The following is a 16,052-nucleotide window of genomic DNA, read 5'->3' on the forward strand; positions in this document are numbered from 1 at the left end:
TTTATATGTCTGCCTGTCCGCCGGTTAGAGTCCGAAAAGAAGCTTGTCGACGCCATACTTGATGATGGCATCCACCACAAAGAAGAACAGCGACGCCACAGTCACCATCACCAGAACCATGATGGTCGAGATCATGACCTCGCGCCGGGACGGCCAGGTGACCTTCGCGGTCTCCTCGCGGACCTCCTGCAGAAACGTAAACGGGTTCGTCTTGGCCATCATCTTTCCTGGTTCGTGGCAGGGGCAGTAGGGCTCGAACCCACGACCTGCGGTTTTGGAGACCGCCGCTCTACCAACTGAGCTATACCCCTTCAGTCCACCGGGCGGGGTTCATAGCTGCACTTCGGCAGCGGCGCAACCCGTCAGATGGATATAAATCTATGCCTTTTCAACGACGACCGCCGTGCCGTATGCCAGCACTTCGGTGATGCCGTCCATGATCTCGTTCGCCTCGTAGCGCATGGCGATGATCGCGTTTGCGCCGCTTTCCTGAGCGTGACGGATGAGAAGGTCCAAGGCCTCCTGCCGCGCCGTCTCGGCCAGATTGGTGTAAACCGAGATATTTCCCCCGAAGAGCGATTGCAGCGCGCCGCCGATGTTGCCGATGACGCTCCGCGACCTGACCGTGATGCCCTTTGCCAGCCCGATCACCTTGACGACCCGGTAGCCGGGAAGATCGTTCGTGGTGACAACCAGCATCTTGGAGTCTCCGTGGATCAAATGCCCCGGCGGTATCCCCGCCGGGGCGTTTTCGTCTCAATCCGTAATTTTGGCGACGACGCCTGCGCCGACGGTGCGGCCGCCTTCACGGATGGCGAAGCGCAGCTTCTCCTCCATGGCGATCGGCGTGATCAGTTCGACGTCAAACGAGATGTTGTCGCCCGGCATCACCATCTCCGTGCCTTCCGGCAGCGTCACAACACCCGTCACGTCGGTCGTCCGGAAGTAGAACTGCGGACGGTAGTTGGCGAAGAACGGCGTGTGCCGGCCCCCCTCTTCCTTCGTCAGGATATAGGCTTCCGCCTTGAACTTCTTGTGCGGCTTCACAGAACCGGGCTTGGCCAGAACCTGCCCGCGCTCGACGCCCTCACGGTCAACGCCGCGCAGCAGCGCACCCACGTTGTCGCCAGCCTCGCCAGAGTCCAGGAGCTTCCTGAACATCTCGACGCCCGTCACCGTCGTCTTCTGGGTATCGCGGATGCCGACAATCTCGACTTCCTCGCCAACCTTCACGACGCCGCGCTCAATGCGCCCCGTCACCACCGTGCCGCGGCCCGAGATCGAGAACACGTCCTCGATCGGCATCAGGAACGGCTGGTCCTTCGGACGGTCCGGCTGCGGAATGTACTCGTCAACCGCCTGCATCAGCTTGAGGATCGCGTCATGGCCGATCTCAGGCTTCGTCCCCTCCAGCGCGCACAGCGCCGAGCCACGGATGATCGGAATGTCATCGCCCGGGAACTGATAGCTCGACAGAAGCTCGCGCACCTCCATCTCCACCAGGTCCAGAAGCTCCGGATCGTCAACCATGTCCACCTTGTTCATGAACACCACCAACGCCGGAACGCCAACCTGGCGGGCCAGCAGGATGTGCTCGCGCGTCTGCGGCATCGGGCCGTCCGCCGCCGAAACAACCAGAATGCCGCCGTCCATCTGCGCAGCACCCGTGATCATGTTCTTCACATAGTCGGCATGCCCCGGGCAATCCACATGCGCATAGTGCCGGTTCTTCGTCTGGTACTCGACATGCGCCGTCGAAATCGTAATGCCGCGCGCCCGCTCCTCAGGAGCCTTGTCAATCTGGTCATAGGCCGTGAACGTCGCACCGCCCGTCTCCGCCAGAACCTTCGTAATCGCAGCCGTCAGAGACGTCTTGCCATGGTCAACATGCCCAATCGTCCCAATGTTGCAGTGCGGCTTGTCGCGGTTGAATTTCTCTTTGGCCATTTTGCTACCCTGTTTGCCGCGCCTGCGGCGTCAACACGTTTCAAGTTCTGGAGCGGGTGAAGGGAATCGAACCCTCGTATTCAGCTTGGAAGGCTGCTGCTCTACCATTGAGCTACACCCGCCGGAAAATCCGTCTCACACTTCAGTCTCTGGCGTCCGGCCCCAAGCGATGGTGGGGGAGGTAGGACTCGAACCTACGAAGGCGAAGCCAGCGGATTTACAGTCCGCCCCCTTTGCCACTCGGGACACTCCCCCGAATCGCCCCTCGAAAGCGGGCAAACCCAAGCTTGAGCCAAACGCCAAGGAGCCGGGATTTAACTCCCGGCCCTTGAGTGCGGCGGGTTATGCAAGGGAAGCCCCTGCAAGTCAAGCACTTGGTTAGCACCGCCATGAGGCGCCGGCATGGCGATTTCAATGCGCTCTGCAGCAATCGTTCTTGCTTCTCACACAAACTCACAGGATCTGTATTTACCTTCATGTTTTACCTTGATTTTCCGTGCATGGTAGGTGCCCTCATTTAAGCATTGACCCGTCACCCGGGCTGCGCTTCCTTCGATCCATGGATTTGATTACCACCACCGAATCGCTGGCCCGCCTGTGCGAGGGGCTCAAAGGTGAGACTTTCATCACCGTCGATACCGAATTCATGCGGGAAAGCACCTATTGGCCCGACCTCTGCCTGATCCAGATTGCCGGTGAAACGCTCACCGGCCTGATCGACCCGATGGCGCCGGGCATTGATCTAGCCCCCTTCTTCGCCTTGATGAATGATCCCAAGGTGCTGAAGGTCTTTCACGCCGCGCGGCAGGACATCGAAATCATGGTGCACCGCTCCGGCGTCGTGCCGCACCCGGTATTCGACACGCAAATTGCCGCGATGGTGTGCGGGTTTGGCGATCAGGTAGGCTATGAGGCGATCGTGCGGCGCCTCGCCAAGGTGCAGATCGACAAATCCTCGCGCTTCACCGACTGGTCGCGCCGCCCGCTCACCGAGAAGCAGCTCGTCTATGCGCTTTCCGACGTCACGCATCTCCGCACCGTGTACGAAAAGCTGAAGACCGAGCTCGACAAGACGGGCCGCGAGCCATGGCTGGTGGAGGAGATGGATATTCTCGCCAACCCCGCCACCTATCGCACCGAGCCTGAAGATGCCTGGAAGCGCATCAAGGTGCGCATCAAATCCAAGAAGCAGCTTGGCGTTCTCGTGGCTGTTTCCGCTTGGCGTGAAAGCGAGGCGCAGGAGAGGAATGTGCCGCGCTCGCGCATCATCAAGGATGATGCGGTTGGCGAAATCGCCACGCAGATTCCGCAGTCGCGCGAATCATTGAGTGAATTGCGCGCCCTGCCCCGCGGCCTTGCAACCTCACGCGTCGGCGATGGCATCCTGAAAGCGGTGGCGCAAGGCTTGGCGATGGATGCAAAATCACTGCCGCCGCTTGAGCATGGCCGCGATGAGATGTCAGATCAGGCGCAGGCGGCGGCGGAAATCCTGAAGCTGGCGCTCAAGGTGGTGTGTGAGAAAGAAGGACTTGCCCCCAAGCTTGTGGCCAATGCCGCCGACATTGAAGCCATCGCCGAAGATGACAACGCCGACATTCCGCTGATGCATGGCTGGCGGAAAGAATTGTTCGGCGACCTCGCCCTCGCCCTCAAGCACGGTGAAGCACTGATCGGTTTCAAGAACGGCAAGACCCAGATTGTCAGGCTGGAGAAACCCGCGCTCACGGTGGCGGCCGAATAATCAGCCCACCACGATCTTCCCCGTCCGCCCCAGTTCGGCGGCTAAGCTTGAGAGTCGTTTGTCCACGCGCTCGCCGCCCAAGTCAGCGAGTTTCTTCGGCAGCTTCAAAACCAGTGTCTTGCCATCGGTGAGTTTCAGTCCGATTTTCGGCAGCATGCCGGGCATGGCGGCAGAGAGAATGTAAGCCAGACGGAACATGTTGCTGAGCAGATGGGCGCGTTGGTGCTGCTCGTCATCGAGCAAGCGGTCGAGCCCGTCGCTTTCCGTCTCACCATCGTAGCGATAGAAAATCGTGAGCGCCAGAAACACGCGGCCCGGATGATCCACCCCCACGAAGGCTGCTTGCGAAATCATGCCCAGCGAACGCTCGGCGCGGTAATCGGGATGGGCACGCCAGCCGATATCGGCGAGAAGGCAGGCGGCATAACGCAGGCGCTTCTGCTCCGGCGTTTCACTGAGAGCGCCGGTGCCAGTGAACAGCTGGTCGGTCCAGTCGCAGAGCTCCAGCTCATGCTCGGGCGAGCGCGCATAGCGGCGGGCGAAATCCCAGCAGGATGAGAGTAGCGCATCGCTCTCGCGCTTGCGGCGCGGCAGCTTGGCGTAGAGCAGGCCCTCGCGGACGCCGAAGACCGAAACCTCCACCGCCGCCGGCTGGCTGTGAGTCAGCAACCGCTCCAGCACAAGTGCGCCATAGGGCATGGTATCGGCGCGGCTCTTCGAAACTTCACGCACATCGCGCAAGGATGATGCGGAAAGATGCGAGACGAGATTGGCGACGCCCGAGGCTTGCGGCCTTGTCACGCGGTAGCCGTGCAGAACATGCAGCGGATAATGCGCCTGCGCCATGTGCAGCTTGGCGAGATTCCGCCATGTGCCGCCCACGGCATAGAAGGTGCGGCCCTTCAACTGTTCGAGGATCGAAGCCTTCGAGAAATAGTCATCAATGATGTCTCGCGCATTGTCGATTGAAGCCCCCGACATGTCGATCAGGCGCAAGGGCCCGAGCGGCAGTGTGATGCCGTCGCGCAGCTTGCCATCCTTGATGTCGATGAGTTCCAGCGATCCGCCGCCCAGATCGCCTGCCACGCCATCGGCGCCCGGAATGCCGGCGATCACGCCAAGTGCTGCATAGCGCGCTTCCTCCTTGCCGGTCAGCACATCGATACCGGTGCCCAGGGCTTTTTCAGCCGCATCAACGAAGTCCTCGCCGTTCGAAGCTTCACGCGCTGCGGCTGTCGCAACCGCGAACACGTCCCGCGCACCGATCTGCCGCGCCAGCGCGCGAAAACGCCGGAGCGCCTTGAGAGCCCGCGCAATCGCGTCTTCCCCCAGCTTGCCTTTTGTCGCGACGCCCCGCCCCAGGCCACAGAGAATTTTTTCGTTGAAGACAGGCGTGGGCGAACGCCGCAGGCCGTCATAGACGACAAGGCGGACGGAATTCGATCCGATATCGACGACCGCGACAGGCCGGTATTTCGGGGGCTCGGTCCGGAAGCCCGTATGCCAACTCACGCGCTTTTCTTGGCCTTCTTCTTGTGCTGTGGAATTTCCGGCGGGTTGTTACCCTCAAGCGCCCTGCCCCGTCCAGAGAGAGAGGGATTGTTCATGAAGTAATCGTGAGCGTTGAAAGCTTCCTCATCCGGCCCCGGCGCAATGCGGCGCGAACTGCCATCGGGCAGCAGGACCCAACTCTGCTGGTTATCCTTGAGGTTGGCCATCATGATCTGGTCGAGAATTTGGTCATGCACCGTGGGGTTCTCGATGGGGATCAGGGTTTCCACGCGGCGGTGAAGATTGCGCTGCATCCAGTCCGCAGAGCCGATATACACCTTGGCCTTGTTATGCGGCAGCGCGTGCCCCGCTCCGAAGCACACGATGCGGGAATGTTCGAGGAAGCGGCCCACAATGCTCTTGACGCGAATGGTTTCTGACAAGCCTTTGACGCCAGGCCTCAAACAACAGATGCCGCGCACGATCAGGTCGATTTGCACGCCCGCCTGGCTTGCCGCGTAAAGCGCGTCGATGATGCCAGGGTCCACCAGCGAATTGACCTTGGCCCAGATCTGCGCCGGACGGCCCGCTTTTGCGTGCGCGATCTCATCGTCAATGCGCGCTAGGAGCGTACTTTTCAGATTGATGGGGGAGAGCGAAATCTTTTCGAGGTCTTCGGGCTGCGCATAGCCTGAGATGAAGTTGAAAAGCCGCGCCGCATCGCGCGCCAGCGCCGGATCGCAAGTGAAGAAGGAGAGATCAGTGTAAATCTTGGCGGTGATGGGGTGATAGTTGCCGGTGCCGTAATGCACATAGGAGCGCATCTGCTGGCCCTCGCGGCGCACCACCATCGAGACCTTGGCATGGGTCTTGAGCTCGAGGAAGCCGAACACCACCTGCACGCCCGCGCGCTCAAGATCGCGCGCCCACTGGATATTCGCTTCCTCGTCGAAGCGCGCTTTCAGCTCCACCAGCGCCATCACGGATTTTCCCGCCTCAGCAGCCTTGGCAAGTGCCGCGACGATGGGCGAGTGTTTCGAGGTGCGGTAGAGCGTCTGCTTGATCGCCACCACGTCGGGGTCATTCGCCGCTTGCAGCACGAACTGCACGACGACATCGAAACTTTCGTAAGGGTGGTGGACGAGAATATCCTTCTGGCGGATGGCGGCGAAGCAATCGCCGCCGTGTTCGCGAATGCGCTCCGGGAACCGCGCCACATAAGGCTTGAACTGCAAATCAGGCCGCTCATCGAGAATAAGCTGTTTGGTGTCGGAATAGCCGACCAGCCCCTCGCAGGTGACGATCACGCTGTCAGGCACGTCCAGTTCCTCGGCGAGGAAGCTGCGAAGCGACGGCGGGCAATCGCGATCCACTTCCATCCGGATCACCGACCCGCGGCGGCGGCGCTTCAGCGCGCTTTCGAACACGCGGACAAGATCTTCCGCCTCTTCCTCGATTTCGATGTCACTGTCGCGGATGATACGGACAAGTCCGTCGCCCATCACCTCGTAGCCCGGGAACAGGCGCGGGATGAACAGCGTGAGCATGGTTTCCAGTGCAATGAAACGGGCGGAGACGCCCGCTTCGGCCTGCCGGCAAACGGATAAAGCGCTCAAGCTGCGGCGGAATGGGCAGCAGCGCGTTCATCTTGCCGCCATCACGCTTGCGCATGAGTTCAAGGCAAATCAGGAAGCCCCGGTTAAGAATGAACGGAAACGGATGCGCCGGGTCGATGGCAATGGGCGTGACAACGGGCAATATCTGTTCGAGGAAGCGCTGGTCCAGCCATTGGCGTTCCGCAGCGGTCAGGTCAGCCGCATCTACGATGACGATGCCGTTTTCCGCCAGTTCGCCGCGCAGTTGCAGCCAGCGGCGGTCCTGCTCGGCCATCAGTTCCTGCGCTACGATGCGGATGCGCTCAAGCTGTTCCGCGGGCGTCAGGCCATCATCGGGAAAGCTCCGGCGGTTTTTCGCGCACCTGACCTGCCAAGCCTGCCACGCGCACCATGAAAAACTCGTCGAGATTATTGCCGGAAATCGACAGGAAGCGCAGCCGTTCCAGCAGCGGATGATTGAGGTTCCGCGCCTCTTCCAGAACGCGCATGTTGAAGCCCAGCCAGGAGATTTCCCGGTTGATGAAGCGGGAGGGGGCGGTGAGGCCCGGATGGGCGTCCAGCGGCGTCATCTCGTTCATGGTAAATCCCCAAAATGCCGGTCGGCCTGCCGATATTACGCCGATATGACGATGGGATGAAGCCCGGCCTTGGGACTCAATCCTCATCAGAAAAGCCGGGTTCCGTGAAGCCCTGGAGTACCCGTGACACGAAAGGCCTGGTAACGCCCGCTTTCTCCTCCAGCGCCTTGCGGTCAATCTCGCTGACAATGGCGTTGGCGGCGGCAAGCTGGCGGGGCATGCGGAGTAGCAGATAGGAAATCACCGCCTCCTCCACCGCCAATTGCCGGTCGGCAAACAGCTTCACCAGCACGCCACGCAGCAGCGCATCATCAGGCGCGCCCAGTTGGGCAACCGGCAGGGCCTTGAGGCGTGAGAGGAGATCGGGAATGCGGAGGCTCCAGCCCAACGGCAGCGCCTCGCTGGTGATCAGCACTTGCGCGCCCTCGGCCCGCGCGGCATTGAGCAGATGGAATAGCGCGGCTTCATCAAGCTCCGACGGCGCATCCTCTATGGCCACGGCACCCGACGCAACAATCTCCGGTACCATTGCAAGCGTCAGTTCGGAAGCGGCTATGCGCGTGGCCTGCGAGCGCGCGCGCCACACCTCCACCAGATGCGACTTACCGCTGCCCGATGGTCCCACCAGCACCACGCCATGGGCGGGCCAATCCGGCCAGCGGTCGATCATTGCCACCGCGGCAGCATTTGAATCGGTGACCAGAAAATCCTCGCGCCCGAATGCGGCGCGGTGCGGAAGCTCCAGCACAAGCTGGCGGGACGGTGTCATTTGACGCGGCGCTTTGCCGGTTTCCTGATTTCAGAGGGAGCAGGCGGCGGCAGCGCTTCAGGCCCCTTATCTGTTCCGAGATAAAGATTTGAATGGAGATATTTCCCCAACGCAAAGCGCACCAGAACGCCCGTCACTGCCGCGAGCGGCACAGCCAGCAACAACCCCACGAAGCCGAAAATGTAACCGAACGCGAATAGCGCAAACATCAGCCATACGGGATGAAGACCGATGCTTTCGCCAACGAGCTTGGGCGACAGGATATTGCCCTCGATAAACTGGCCCAGAGCGAAGACGCCCACCACGATTAGGATGCTCATGTAATCCGGCATGAACTGAAAAATCGCCACGCCGATGGCCAGCACGCCGCCAATCAGAGCGCCGGCATAGGGAATGAAGGTCAAAGCCCCAGCGACGATGCCAATCGCCAAGCCGAATTTCAACCCGGCGAGCGACAGCCCGACGGCATAGAACGTGCCGAGCAGCAGGCAGACCGTTCCTTGCCCGCGAATAAAGCCCGCCAGCGACGTGTCAATGTCACGGAAGATGGCGCGGATGGTTTCGGCATGATCACGTGGCAGCCAGCCGTCGATGATTGCTACCATCCTGTCCCAGTCGGCGAGCAGATAGAATGCCACGATCGGCGTCACGATCAGCAGCGAAACGACGTTCACCACCGCCATGCTGCCGGAGATGACGGAAGAGAATAGCGTAATGAACAGGGTCAGCCCCTTGGACGCGATATCCGAGAGGTTGCCTTGCACATCGGTACCGGTCGAGGCGATGAGGTCCTTGAGCCATTGCGGCGCCAACTGGTCGAATTGCTCTGTTACGCCTTTCAGCATATTCGGCAGGTCGGCGGCGAGCTTGGCGAGCTGGTTTCCCACCGCCGGAATGAGAACGACCAGCGCCAGAACGACCACCAGCACAGCGGCGATCAGGATAAGCATAGTGGCGGCAAGGCGCGGCAGGCCTCGGCGCTCCAGCCAGTCGGCCACGGGATCGAGAAAATAGGCCAGCGCTAGGCCAGCGAGGAAGGGCAGCAGGATGGGGCTCAGCAGCCACAGCGCGAGCACCACGAACAGCAGCGCGCCGATCCAGAAGCCGATTTGCCGTTGCAATGTCATCCGCGGCCGGTTTCCCTCTCATTGCCCATGTGGCCCAGCCACTCCATCAGGTAAGCGCCGCCCGACAGCACGGTCAAGATTGCGACGAGGATTTCGCCCGCATGCCTCAAGACAGCAGAGTTGAGATCGAAGGCGAGCCCGCCCAGCATCGCCACGATGAAGACGATCTGCATGGCGGTATTCGCCTTGCTCACCAACAGCGGCTTGATGACGAGCGGCCTCGCCATCATCCATGACTGCAGCACGGCGCCCACGATCAACACGTCACGGGCCACCACGAGGATCACCAGCCAGGCTGGCAGTTCGCGCAAGATGGCCAGCGCCACATAGACCGAGACGAGCAGCAGCTTGTCGGCAATGGGATCGAGATGGGCGCCAAGGCTGGAGCGCATCTTGAGGCGCCTGGCCAGAAAGCCGTCCACCGCGTCGCTCGCGCCTGCCACGAGGAAGGCGAAAAAGGCCCAGTCATAGGAACGGGTCAGTATCAGCCACACCGTCACCGGCACCAGCACAATGCGTCCGATGGTGATGAGGTTAGGAAGGTTCATAGGGTGGGCTGGATAAACCAGTTCTGCCCGTTCTGCGACAAAACAAGCCCTGTTTTCTGCATGTTGGACTGCAGCGCATCCACCGATGAGCGGTAGAGCAGCTTGATCACCGCGCCGTCGATGGAGAGCGTCGAGACATCCACATTCATCACATTGGGCGTCGAGAGGATGCGGGCGCGGATGGAATTCCATTCCGTAGGGCTGCCGAACGGCACAGTCACCGACAGGGTGTGGGGCGTATTATCGGCGGCGGCGATCTTGTCCTCATCCGCCTTGTATTTGTCGATCATCAGCTGGTGGATGCGCTCGGCAGCCTGCGCTGCAGCTCCGGCAATGGTGCCGTCATCGGCGGTATAGACCTTGTTGAACTGCATATGGCCGAGCTTCGTGTCGCCCACCATCACCACATGCAGGCCGCCGCCCTCCGCGGGCTCCGCTACCGCCACCAGAATACTGGGCGATTCATAGCGTTTGCGGATCGCCTCGATCTTGATCGGATCATCGTTCAAGGCGTCTTCAGCGGTGAGCGTGCTGGTGTCGTCGAAATCGCCCAGCGGAACGATGACTGGAACAAGAGACTGTTCGGCATGAAGATCAAGCCATGCCTTGCGCCAGGGATTGTCCTCCCAGAGCTTCGAGCCGGACGGATCGCGGAACACCGGCAGGATCACCAGCGGGTCTGACTGCTTGGTCGGTACGTGAATATTGAAGCCGCCCAGCAGCTTCTGCATCTTGTCGGGCATGAAGCGCACGGTGAAGGTGCCGATGTAGCGCCCGGGGGCCGAGGTTTCCTGCTCGATCGACAGCGATTTCAGATAGGGCGCGATCTCCGCAGGTTTCATCTTGGCGAGTGACTTGGCGATGTCGTCAGACCCAAGCCGCGAGACGAGCATGAAGAAGGCCTTCACCTGCACATCCATCAGCGCCTGATTCTTGGCCGCCGTCGCGTCGGTGCTGGTGACGTCCACGGGCACGCCCTGCACGGCGAAGATATTAGTTTCGACAGGCCCTGCTGCCCACGCCGCGCCCAAGCCATACACCATCAGCAGCGAAGCCAGAATTGGCCCTGAAAGGCCTCGAACCGTCATACCAGTCGTCACTCCACAGCCCGCGGCCTTCCGCCTTCGGGAGGGCCGTGCCGTAACTGAACACGCTTTATTCGGCAAGCGCTTCGGGCTATGCACGCCGCTTGGCGCATAACCACACGAGAATTGGGGCAAACTAGCGGCATGGGCGGCGTGAAACAAGCAAAACGGAACGGCGTCACCTATGCCGATGCGGGCGTGGATATCTCCGCCGGCAATGCCCTGGTCGAGGCGATCAAGCCCCTGGCCAAATCCACCCGCCGCAAGGGAGCCGATTCGGCGCTTGGGGGCTTTGGCGGGCTGTTCGACCTCAAGGCCTGCGGCTTCAAGGACCCGGTTCTGGTGGCCGCCAATGACGGCGTGGGCACCAAGCTGAGGCTTGCCATCGAGACGAGACGGCATCACGGCGTGGGGATCGACCTCGTTGCCATGTCGGTGAACGACCTGATCGTGCAGGGCGCGGAACCTTTGTTCTTCCTCGATTATTTCGCCACCGGAAAGCTTGACGTGGCGGCGGCGCGTGAGGTGATTGCCGGCATTGCCGATGGCTGCAAGCAGGCGGGCTGCGCGCTGATCGGCGGCGAGACAGCGGAAATGCCCGGCATGTATCACGGGGCGGACTATGATCTCGCGGGCTTCGCGGTGGGCGCTGCCGAGCGCAAGAAACTGCTGCCCCGCAAGGATGTGGGCGCGGGCGACGTGATCCTTGGCCTTGCGTCCTCCGGACCTCATTCCAACGGCTACTCGCTGGTGCGGAGGCTCGTTGAGATGAGCGGCGTCAAATACACCGATGCGGCGCCCTTCTCGCCCACACAAAGCCTTGGCGAGGCGCTGCTGGCGCCGACGCGGATTTATGTGAAGCCGGTCCTCAAGGCGCTGAAGGCGTCAAAGGGCATCAAGGCGCTGGCGCACATCACGGGCGGCGGTTTTCTGGAGAATATTCCGCGCGTGCTTCCGAAGAAGACGGTGGCGGAGATCAATCTGTCGGAAGTACCTTTCACGCCTGTTTTTCAATGGCTTCAGGACCAGGGCGGCGTGGATGAGCGGGAAATGCTGCGCACCTTCAACTGCGGCATCGGCATGATCGTGGTGGTGGACGCGAAAGAAGCGAAGGCCATTGCGGCGCGGTTCAAAAAGTCGGGCGAAACGGTTGTCACGCTGGGCGCGATCCGCAAGCGCAAGGGCGATGAGGCGCAGGTGGCCGTGACCGGCGCGCTTTCCGTGAAATGAAGAAGGCGCGGGTTGGCGTCCTGATCTCGGGGCGCGGGTCCAACATGATGGCGCTGGTGGAGGCGGCGAAAGCCGCTGATTGTCCGGCGGACATCGTCTGCGTGGTGAGCAACCGCGCCGATGCGGCGGGCCTTGCCTTTGCCGAAGCAAATGGCATCGCAACGCAAGTGATCGACCACAAGGCTTACGCCTCGCGCGAGGCGTTTGACCGCGCTTTGGGCGATTATCTGCAAAGCCAGCAGGTTGATATTGTTGCCTGCGCGGGCTTCATGCGGATCATCACCCCTGCCCTGATCCGCCGCTTTCCCGGCCGGATGCTGAACATTCACCCCTCCCTGCTGCCCGCCTACAAGGGGCTTCACACGCATGAGCGGGCGCTGGCCGATGGCGCCACGGAACATGGTTGCACGGTGCATCTCGTGACCGATGAACTGGATGACGGGCCGATCGTGCTGCAGGCCAGGGTGCCGGTGCTGCCGGGCGATACGGCGGACAAACTGGCGGCGCGGGTGCTGGTGGAAGAGCACCGCATCTATCCGCAGGCGCTCGCACTGGTGGCGGAGCGCGTGAAAAACTAGCGGCGGATTTTGCGCGCCGATGTTTCACGTGGAACATATTCCTACGCTGATTTCGCTGCGATTTTTCGATGCATTTCCGCGTTTTTGCGGCGTGAAACGATGCAAAAAACATGCATTTTTGTTGGTGTAAGGATGCCTGCGCGAGGCTTGGCAAATTGACTCTGTCAATTTCTCAAGATGACAACGAGCAACTTTTTAGTTGCGTAAATGAAAAATCGGTGTTACATCACGCGCAACCAAGGAGTTGCAAATGTCTGACCGCATCGAAAAAGAGATCACCATCAACGCCAGCCCGTCGCGCGTGTGGAAGGCGCTGACCGATCACACGCAGTTCAGCACCTGGTTCCGTGCCAAAATCGACAAGCCCTTCGTGGAGGGAAAGACCTCGAACGGCAAGGTGACCATTCCCGGCTATGACCACCTGAAATTCGTCGTCATGGTGCGGAAGATCACGCCCGAAACCTATTTCGCCTATGCGTGGCACCCCTACCCCAGCGATCCCGATTTCGACTATTCGGTGGAAGACCCCACGCTGGTCGAGTTCACGCTCACGCCGATGGCCGATGGCACATTGCTGAAGGTGGTGGAATCGGGCTTTGACAAGGTTCCCGCCCACCGCCGCCCGGAAGCGTTCCGCATGAACACCGGCGGCTGGGAGGGGCAGATGAAGAATATCAAAGCCTATGCCAAGTCCTGACATTTCAGCCAACGCCACGCTCTTCGCCGCACTGGGCGACCGCACGCGCCTTGCCATGCTGACCCGCCTCAGCGAGGGCGAGCCGCAATCGATCACCCGGCTGAGCGAGCGCACCGATCTCACGCGGCAGGCGGTGACCAAGCATCTCCGCGTGCTGGAGGATGCGGGCGTGGTGCGGGGTGTGAAGGTGGGCCGCGAGAACCGTTTCACGCTGGTGCCCGAACCTCTGGAAGGTGCCCGCGACTATCTCGCCGCCATGTCCCGCCAGTGGGACGATGCGCTGGGACGGCTGAAGATGTTCGTGGAAGGGAATTGAACACATTGCCTGTCAAAACGTCCTCTCCCCGATTTATCGGGGAGAGGAAAGGGGCCCATCGCAACGCGATGGGATAGGAGAGGGGCGAACGGATGTTCTCACAAAGAGACCGGGTGCCCCTCTTCTCCCCCATCGCTTGCGCGATGGGTCCCCTTCTTCCCCCCGCTCGCGCGGAGGGAAGACGGAGAGCTTACGCGAAGACGTCTACCTGCGGCATGTCTCCGGCTTTCTTTGATTCTTCCTGCCACTGTTTGAGAAGCGCCTTGCGGCGGGCGGGATAGCGCTCGTCGAGAACCGCCATGGTGATCATGCGGTCGGTGCGGAAGGAGCGGAAGGCCTGGCGCAATTCGCACCATGCGACGATGAGGCGCTGGGCATCGAAATAGGCAACCGCAAAGGGCCAGATCATCCGCTCCGTCTCGCGGCCCTCTTCGGTGCGATAGCCGAGCTTCACCTTGCGGCCTTCGCGGATGGCGCTGCGCAACAGCGCGACGTTCACGCGATCCTCCACCAGCCGGAAATGCGGCGGCACGAGCAGCGCCGCATCGAAGAGGAAGGGGCGCAGCTTCTCGGGCAGCACCGAGCCGATCTTGGCCACCGTATCCTGCGCGGCGCGGGACAAATCCTGATCCCCCCGCCGCGCCACCCAGCGAAGCCCCAGCATCACCGCCTCAAGCTCATCGGGCGTGAACATCAGGGGCGGCAGGTCGAAGCCATCGCCCAGCACATAGCCAATGCCCGCTTCGCCCCGGATGGGAACGCGGTCGGCGATCAGCGCCGCGATGTCGCGGTAGACGGTGCGGAGCGACACCTCAAGCTCTGCCGCGATCACCTCGCCCGTCACCGGGCGGCGGTGGCGGCGGAGGATCTGGATCAATTGCAGCAATCGTTCAGCGCGTCGCATGGGCAGAGGCTAGAGTGCCTTCCTGTCAGAAACTGTCAGCAGCGTGGCAGCATGAGGCTCCGGCGTTGCCCCGGCAAGGGGGCCTCGACTAAAAGGAGGCTCGATTCGTACAGGGTGCCTCATGACCAAGCCGCTTCCCATCATTATCGATACCGATCCCGGGCAGGACGATGCCGTGGCAATTCTTCTCGCCCTCGCCTCGCCTGAGATCGAGGTGCTGGGGATCACCGCGGTGGCGGGCAACGTGCCGGTGGCGCTCACCGAAGTGAATGCGCGCAAGATCTGCGAGCTTGCCGGAAGGCCCGACATCAAGGTTTATGCCGGGGCGGTGCAGCCCATGCTGCGCCCGCTGGTGACAGCGGAATATTTGCACGGCAAAACCGGCATGGACGGCCCCACCCTGCCCGCGCCCACCATGCCGCTGCAAACGCAATATGCGGTGGACTATATCATCGACACGCTGATGGCCCGCGAGGCCGGCACGGTGACGCTGGCGACGCTGGGGCCTCTCACCAACATCGCGCTTGCGCTGGTGCAGGAGCCACGCATCGCCCCCCGCATCAAGCAGATCGTGGCGATGGGCGGGGGCTATTTCGAGGGCGGCAACGTGACGCCCGCCGCCGAGTTCAACATCTATGTCGATCCGCAGGCGGCGCGGATGGTGTTCGAGTCCGGCATTCCCATCACGCTCATTCCGCTGGACTGCACGCACCAGGCGCTGACCACGGCGAAGCGCGTGGCGGCCTTCCGCGCCATGAACAACAGGTCCGGCCAGGCGACGGCGGCACTTCTCGATTTCTTCGAGCGCTTCGACGAGCAGAAATACGGCACCGACGGCGGCCCGCTGCATGACCCCTGCGTGATCGCCTGGCTGCTGAAGCCGGAGCTGTTCCAGGGCCGCCATGTGAATGTGGCGATCGAATGCGAGTCGGAACTCACCATGGGCATGACGGTGGTGGACTGGTGGCGCGTGACCGGCCGCGCGCCCAACGCCACGGTGATCCGCAGCCTTGATGCCGATGGATTTTTCACGCTGCTGACGGAGCGGATTGGCAAGCTGCCGTGATTTTCACCCTTCTCCACGCGGGACGCGGGGAGAAGGGTAAAGAGGTTAACCCGGCGGCAGCGGGGCTGGCGGTGGCGGCACGGGGGCTGGTGCAGGCGCGCGCTGGATGACATCCGGGTTCGTATATTTCGGCAGTTTCTGGCGGTTGATGAGCTGCGAACTGTCGTTCACGTTATCACCGACCTGCTCCGAGACGGCATTGCGCGGGATTTTCTTGACCGTGGCGAAGGCCGTAACGGTGGTGGCGGCGGTGGCGACCACCAGCACGGCGGCGATCAGCATGAATGTCAGGCGCTTCATCAGTCTCTCCGGCGGGGCCTGTGAATGCGCCCCAAGTGTGAACCTGGAAGCCACATTAC

General features: G+C 61.6%; 16 protein-coding genes, 3 tRNA genes and 1 pseudogene. 6 read left to right on the forward strand and 14 right to left on the reverse strand.

Going from position 1 to position 16,052, the window contains the following annotated elements; genetic code table 11:
• Positions 1-24: 24 nt before the first annotated feature.
• The 6 genes from secE to QM694_RS04640 form a co-directional block, all read right to left on the reverse strand.
• Complete coding sequence (secE, locus tag QM694_RS04615; RefSeq protein WP_415005784.1) at positions 25-222, reverse strand: preprotein translocase subunit SecE; 198 nt, start codon at positions 220-222, stop codon at positions 25-27.
• Between the two features lie 13 nt (positions 223-235).
• A tRNA-Trp gene (locus QM694_RS04620) sits at positions 236-311 on the reverse strand.
• A gap of 67 nt (positions 312-378) precedes the next feature.
• Entirely contained in the window at positions 379-699 is a 321-nt protein-coding gene (locus QM694_RS04625; RefSeq protein ID WP_415005785.1) for a YbjQ family protein, read from the reverse strand.
• Positions 700-756: 57 nt separating this feature from the next.
• Positions 757-1,947 (reverse strand): elongation factor Tu, encoded by a 1,191-nt coding sequence (gene tuf, locus QM694_RS04630; protein WP_415005786.1) that lies wholly within the window; start codon positions 1,945-1,947, stop codon positions 757-759.
• Positions 1,948-1,995: 48 nt separating this feature from the next.
• A tRNA-Gly gene (locus QM694_RS04635) sits at positions 1,996-2,069 on the reverse strand.
• A 48-nt stretch (positions 2,070-2,117) separates the two neighbouring features.
• Positions 2,118-2,202 (reverse strand) — tRNA-Tyr (locus tag QM694_RS04640).
• A 310-nt stretch (positions 2,203-2,512) separates the two neighbouring features.
• Between QM694_RS04640 and rnd the strand changes: the two genes are divergently transcribed.
• Entirely contained in the window at positions 2,513-3,688 is a 1,176-nt protein-coding gene (rnd, locus tag QM694_RS04645; RefSeq protein WP_415008573.1) for a ribonuclease D, read from the forward strand.
• Here rnd and ppx read toward each other — a convergent pair whose 3' ends face one another.
• The 6 genes and pseudogenes from ppx to QM694_RS04675 all read right to left on the reverse strand — a co-directional run bounded on the left by ppx (position 3,689) and on the right by QM694_RS04675 (position 10,905).
• Positions 3,689-5,200, reverse strand: coding sequence for an exopolyphosphatase (ppx, locus tag QM694_RS04650; RefSeq protein WP_415005787.1), 1,512 nt, complete (start codon positions 5,198-5,200; stop codon positions 3,689-3,691).
• A pseudogene (locus tag QM694_RS04655) lies at positions 5,197-7,373 on the reverse strand (RNA degradosome polyphosphate kinase). Before QM694_RS04655 ends, ppx begins: the two are co-directional and overlap by 4 nt.
• Before the next feature lie 76 nt (positions 7,374-7,449).
• Positions 7,450-8,142, reverse strand: coding sequence for an HdaA/DnaA family protein (locus tag QM694_RS04660; protein WP_415005788.1), 693 nt, complete (start codon positions 8,140-8,142; stop codon positions 7,450-7,452).
• On the reverse strand, positions 8,139-9,269 hold the full coding sequence (locus tag QM694_RS04665; RefSeq protein ID WP_415005789.1) for an AI-2E family transporter: 1,131 nt from the start codon (positions 9,267-9,269) through the stop codon (positions 8,139-8,141). Before QM694_RS04665 ends, QM694_RS04660 begins: the two co-directional genes overlap by 4 nt.
• Entirely contained in the window at positions 9,266-9,817 is a 552-nt protein-coding gene (locus QM694_RS04670; RefSeq protein ID WP_415005790.1) for a CDP-alcohol phosphatidyltransferase family protein, read from the reverse strand. The genes QM694_RS04665 and QM694_RS04670 overlap by 4 nt, the downstream gene beginning before the upstream one ends.
• Complete coding sequence (locus QM694_RS04675; protein WP_415005791.1) at positions 9,814-10,905, reverse strand: DUF2066 domain-containing protein; 1,092 nt, start codon at positions 10,903-10,905, stop codon at positions 9,814-9,816. The genes QM694_RS04670 and QM694_RS04675 overlap by 4 nt, the downstream gene beginning before the upstream one ends.
• Before the next feature lie 150 nt (positions 10,906-11,055).
• Here QM694_RS04675 and purM point away from each other — a divergent pair, with 150 nt between their 5' ends.
• From purM to QM694_RS04695, 4 genes are all read left to right on the forward strand, one after another.
• A complete protein-coding gene (gene purM, locus QM694_RS04680; protein WP_415005792.1) occupies positions 11,056-12,132 on the forward strand; it encodes a phosphoribosylformylglycinamidine cyclo-ligase in 1,077 nt (358 codons plus the stop codon).
• A complete protein-coding gene (purN, locus tag QM694_RS04685) occupies positions 12,129-12,710 on the forward strand; it encodes a phosphoribosylglycinamide formyltransferase (RefSeq protein WP_415005793.1) in 582 nt (193 codons plus the stop codon). Before purM ends, purN begins: the two co-directional genes overlap by 4 nt.
• Positions 12,711-12,960: 250 nt before the next feature.
• Positions 12,961-13,407, forward strand: a complete 447-nt coding sequence (locus QM694_RS04690) for an SRPBCC family protein (protein WP_415005794.1) — start codon at positions 12,961-12,963, stop codon at positions 13,405-13,407.
• The gene (locus tag QM694_RS04695) at positions 13,394-13,723 is read left to right on the forward strand and encodes an ArsR/SmtB family transcription factor (protein WP_415005795.1); all 330 of its coding nucleotides are present in this window, start codon (positions 13,394-13,396) and stop codon (positions 13,721-13,723) included. The genes QM694_RS04690 and QM694_RS04695 overlap by 14 nt, the downstream gene beginning before the upstream one ends.
• Positions 13,724-13,913: 190 nt before the next feature.
• Here QM694_RS04695 and QM694_RS04700 read toward each other — a convergent pair whose 3' ends face one another.
• A complete protein-coding gene (locus QM694_RS04700) occupies positions 13,914-14,627 on the reverse strand; it encodes a helix-turn-helix transcriptional regulator (protein ID WP_415005796.1) in 714 nt (237 codons plus the stop codon).
• Positions 14,628-14,748: 121 nt separating this feature from the next.
• Between QM694_RS04700 and QM694_RS04705 the strand changes: the two genes are divergently transcribed.
• Complete coding sequence (locus QM694_RS04705; protein WP_415005797.1) at positions 14,749-15,693, forward strand: nucleoside hydrolase; 945 nt, start codon at positions 14,749-14,751, stop codon at positions 15,691-15,693.
• A 45-nt stretch (positions 15,694-15,738) separates the two neighbouring features.
• Here QM694_RS04705 and QM694_RS04710 read toward each other — a convergent pair whose 3' ends face one another.
• Entirely contained in the window at positions 15,739-15,993 is a 255-nt protein-coding gene (locus QM694_RS04710; RefSeq protein WP_415005798.1) for a hypothetical protein, read from the reverse strand.
• Positions 15,994-16,052 lie beyond the last annotated feature (59 nt).

This window comes from Aestuariivirga sp. (assembly GCF_047602625.1).
In the GTDB taxonomy this organism is placed as follows: Bacteria; Pseudomonadota; Alphaproteobacteria; order Rhizobiales; family Aestuariivirgaceae; genus Aestuariivirga.

What these genes read in the sequence shown, in the direction of transcription:
- QM694_RS04665 (WP_415005789.1), bottom strand. Translation starts at nt 9,269, where the DNA reads ATGACATTGCAACGGCAAATCGGCTTCTGGATCGGCGCGCTGCTGTTC.
- secE (WP_415005784.1), bottom strand. Translation starts at nt 222, where the DNA reads ATGATGGCCAAGACGAACCCGTTTACGTTTCTGCAGGAGGTCCGCGAG.
- QM694_RS04705 (WP_415005797.1), top strand. Translation starts at nt 14,749, where the DNA reads ATGACCAAGCCGCTTCCCATCATTATCGATACCGATCCCGGGCAGGAC.
- QM694_RS04695 (WP_415005795.1), top strand. Translation starts at nt 13,394, where the DNA reads ATGCCAAGTCCTGACATTTCAGCCAACGCCACGCTCTTCGCCGCACTG.
- QM694_RS04660 (WP_415005788.1), bottom strand. Translation starts at nt 8,142, where the DNA reads ATGACACCGTCCCGCCAGCTTGTGCTGGAGCTTCCGCACCGCGCCGCA.
- QM694_RS04690 (WP_415005794.1), top strand. Translation starts at nt 12,961, where the DNA reads ATGTCTGACCGCATCGAAAAAGAGATCACCATCAACGCCAGCCCGTCG.
- QM694_RS04670 (WP_415005790.1), bottom strand. Translation starts at nt 9,817, where the DNA reads ATGAACCTTCCTAACCTCATCACCATCGGACGCATTGTGCTGGTGCCG.
- QM694_RS04675 (WP_415005791.1), bottom strand. Translation starts at nt 10,905, where the DNA reads ATGACGGTTCGAGGCCTTTCAGGGCCAATTCTGGCTTCGCTGCTGATG.
- QM694_RS04625 (WP_415005785.1), bottom strand. Translation starts at nt 699, where the DNA reads ATGCTGGTTGTCACCACGAACGATCTTCCCGGCTACCGGGTCGTCAAG.
- tuf (WP_415005786.1), bottom strand. Translation starts at nt 1,947, where the DNA reads ATGGCCAAAGAGAAATTCAACCGCGACAAGCCGCACTGCAACATTGGG.
- purN (WP_415005793.1), top strand. Translation starts at nt 12,129, where the DNA reads ATGAAGAAGGCGCGGGTTGGCGTCCTGATCTCGGGGCGCGGGTCCAAC.
- QM694_RS04700 (WP_415005796.1), bottom strand. Translation starts at nt 14,627, where the DNA reads ATGCGACGCGCTGAACGATTGCTGCAATTGATCCAGATCCTCCGCCGC.
- QM694_RS04710 (WP_415005798.1), bottom strand. Translation starts at nt 15,993, where the DNA reads ATGAAGCGCCTGACATTCATGCTGATCGCCGCCGTGCTGGTGGTCGCC.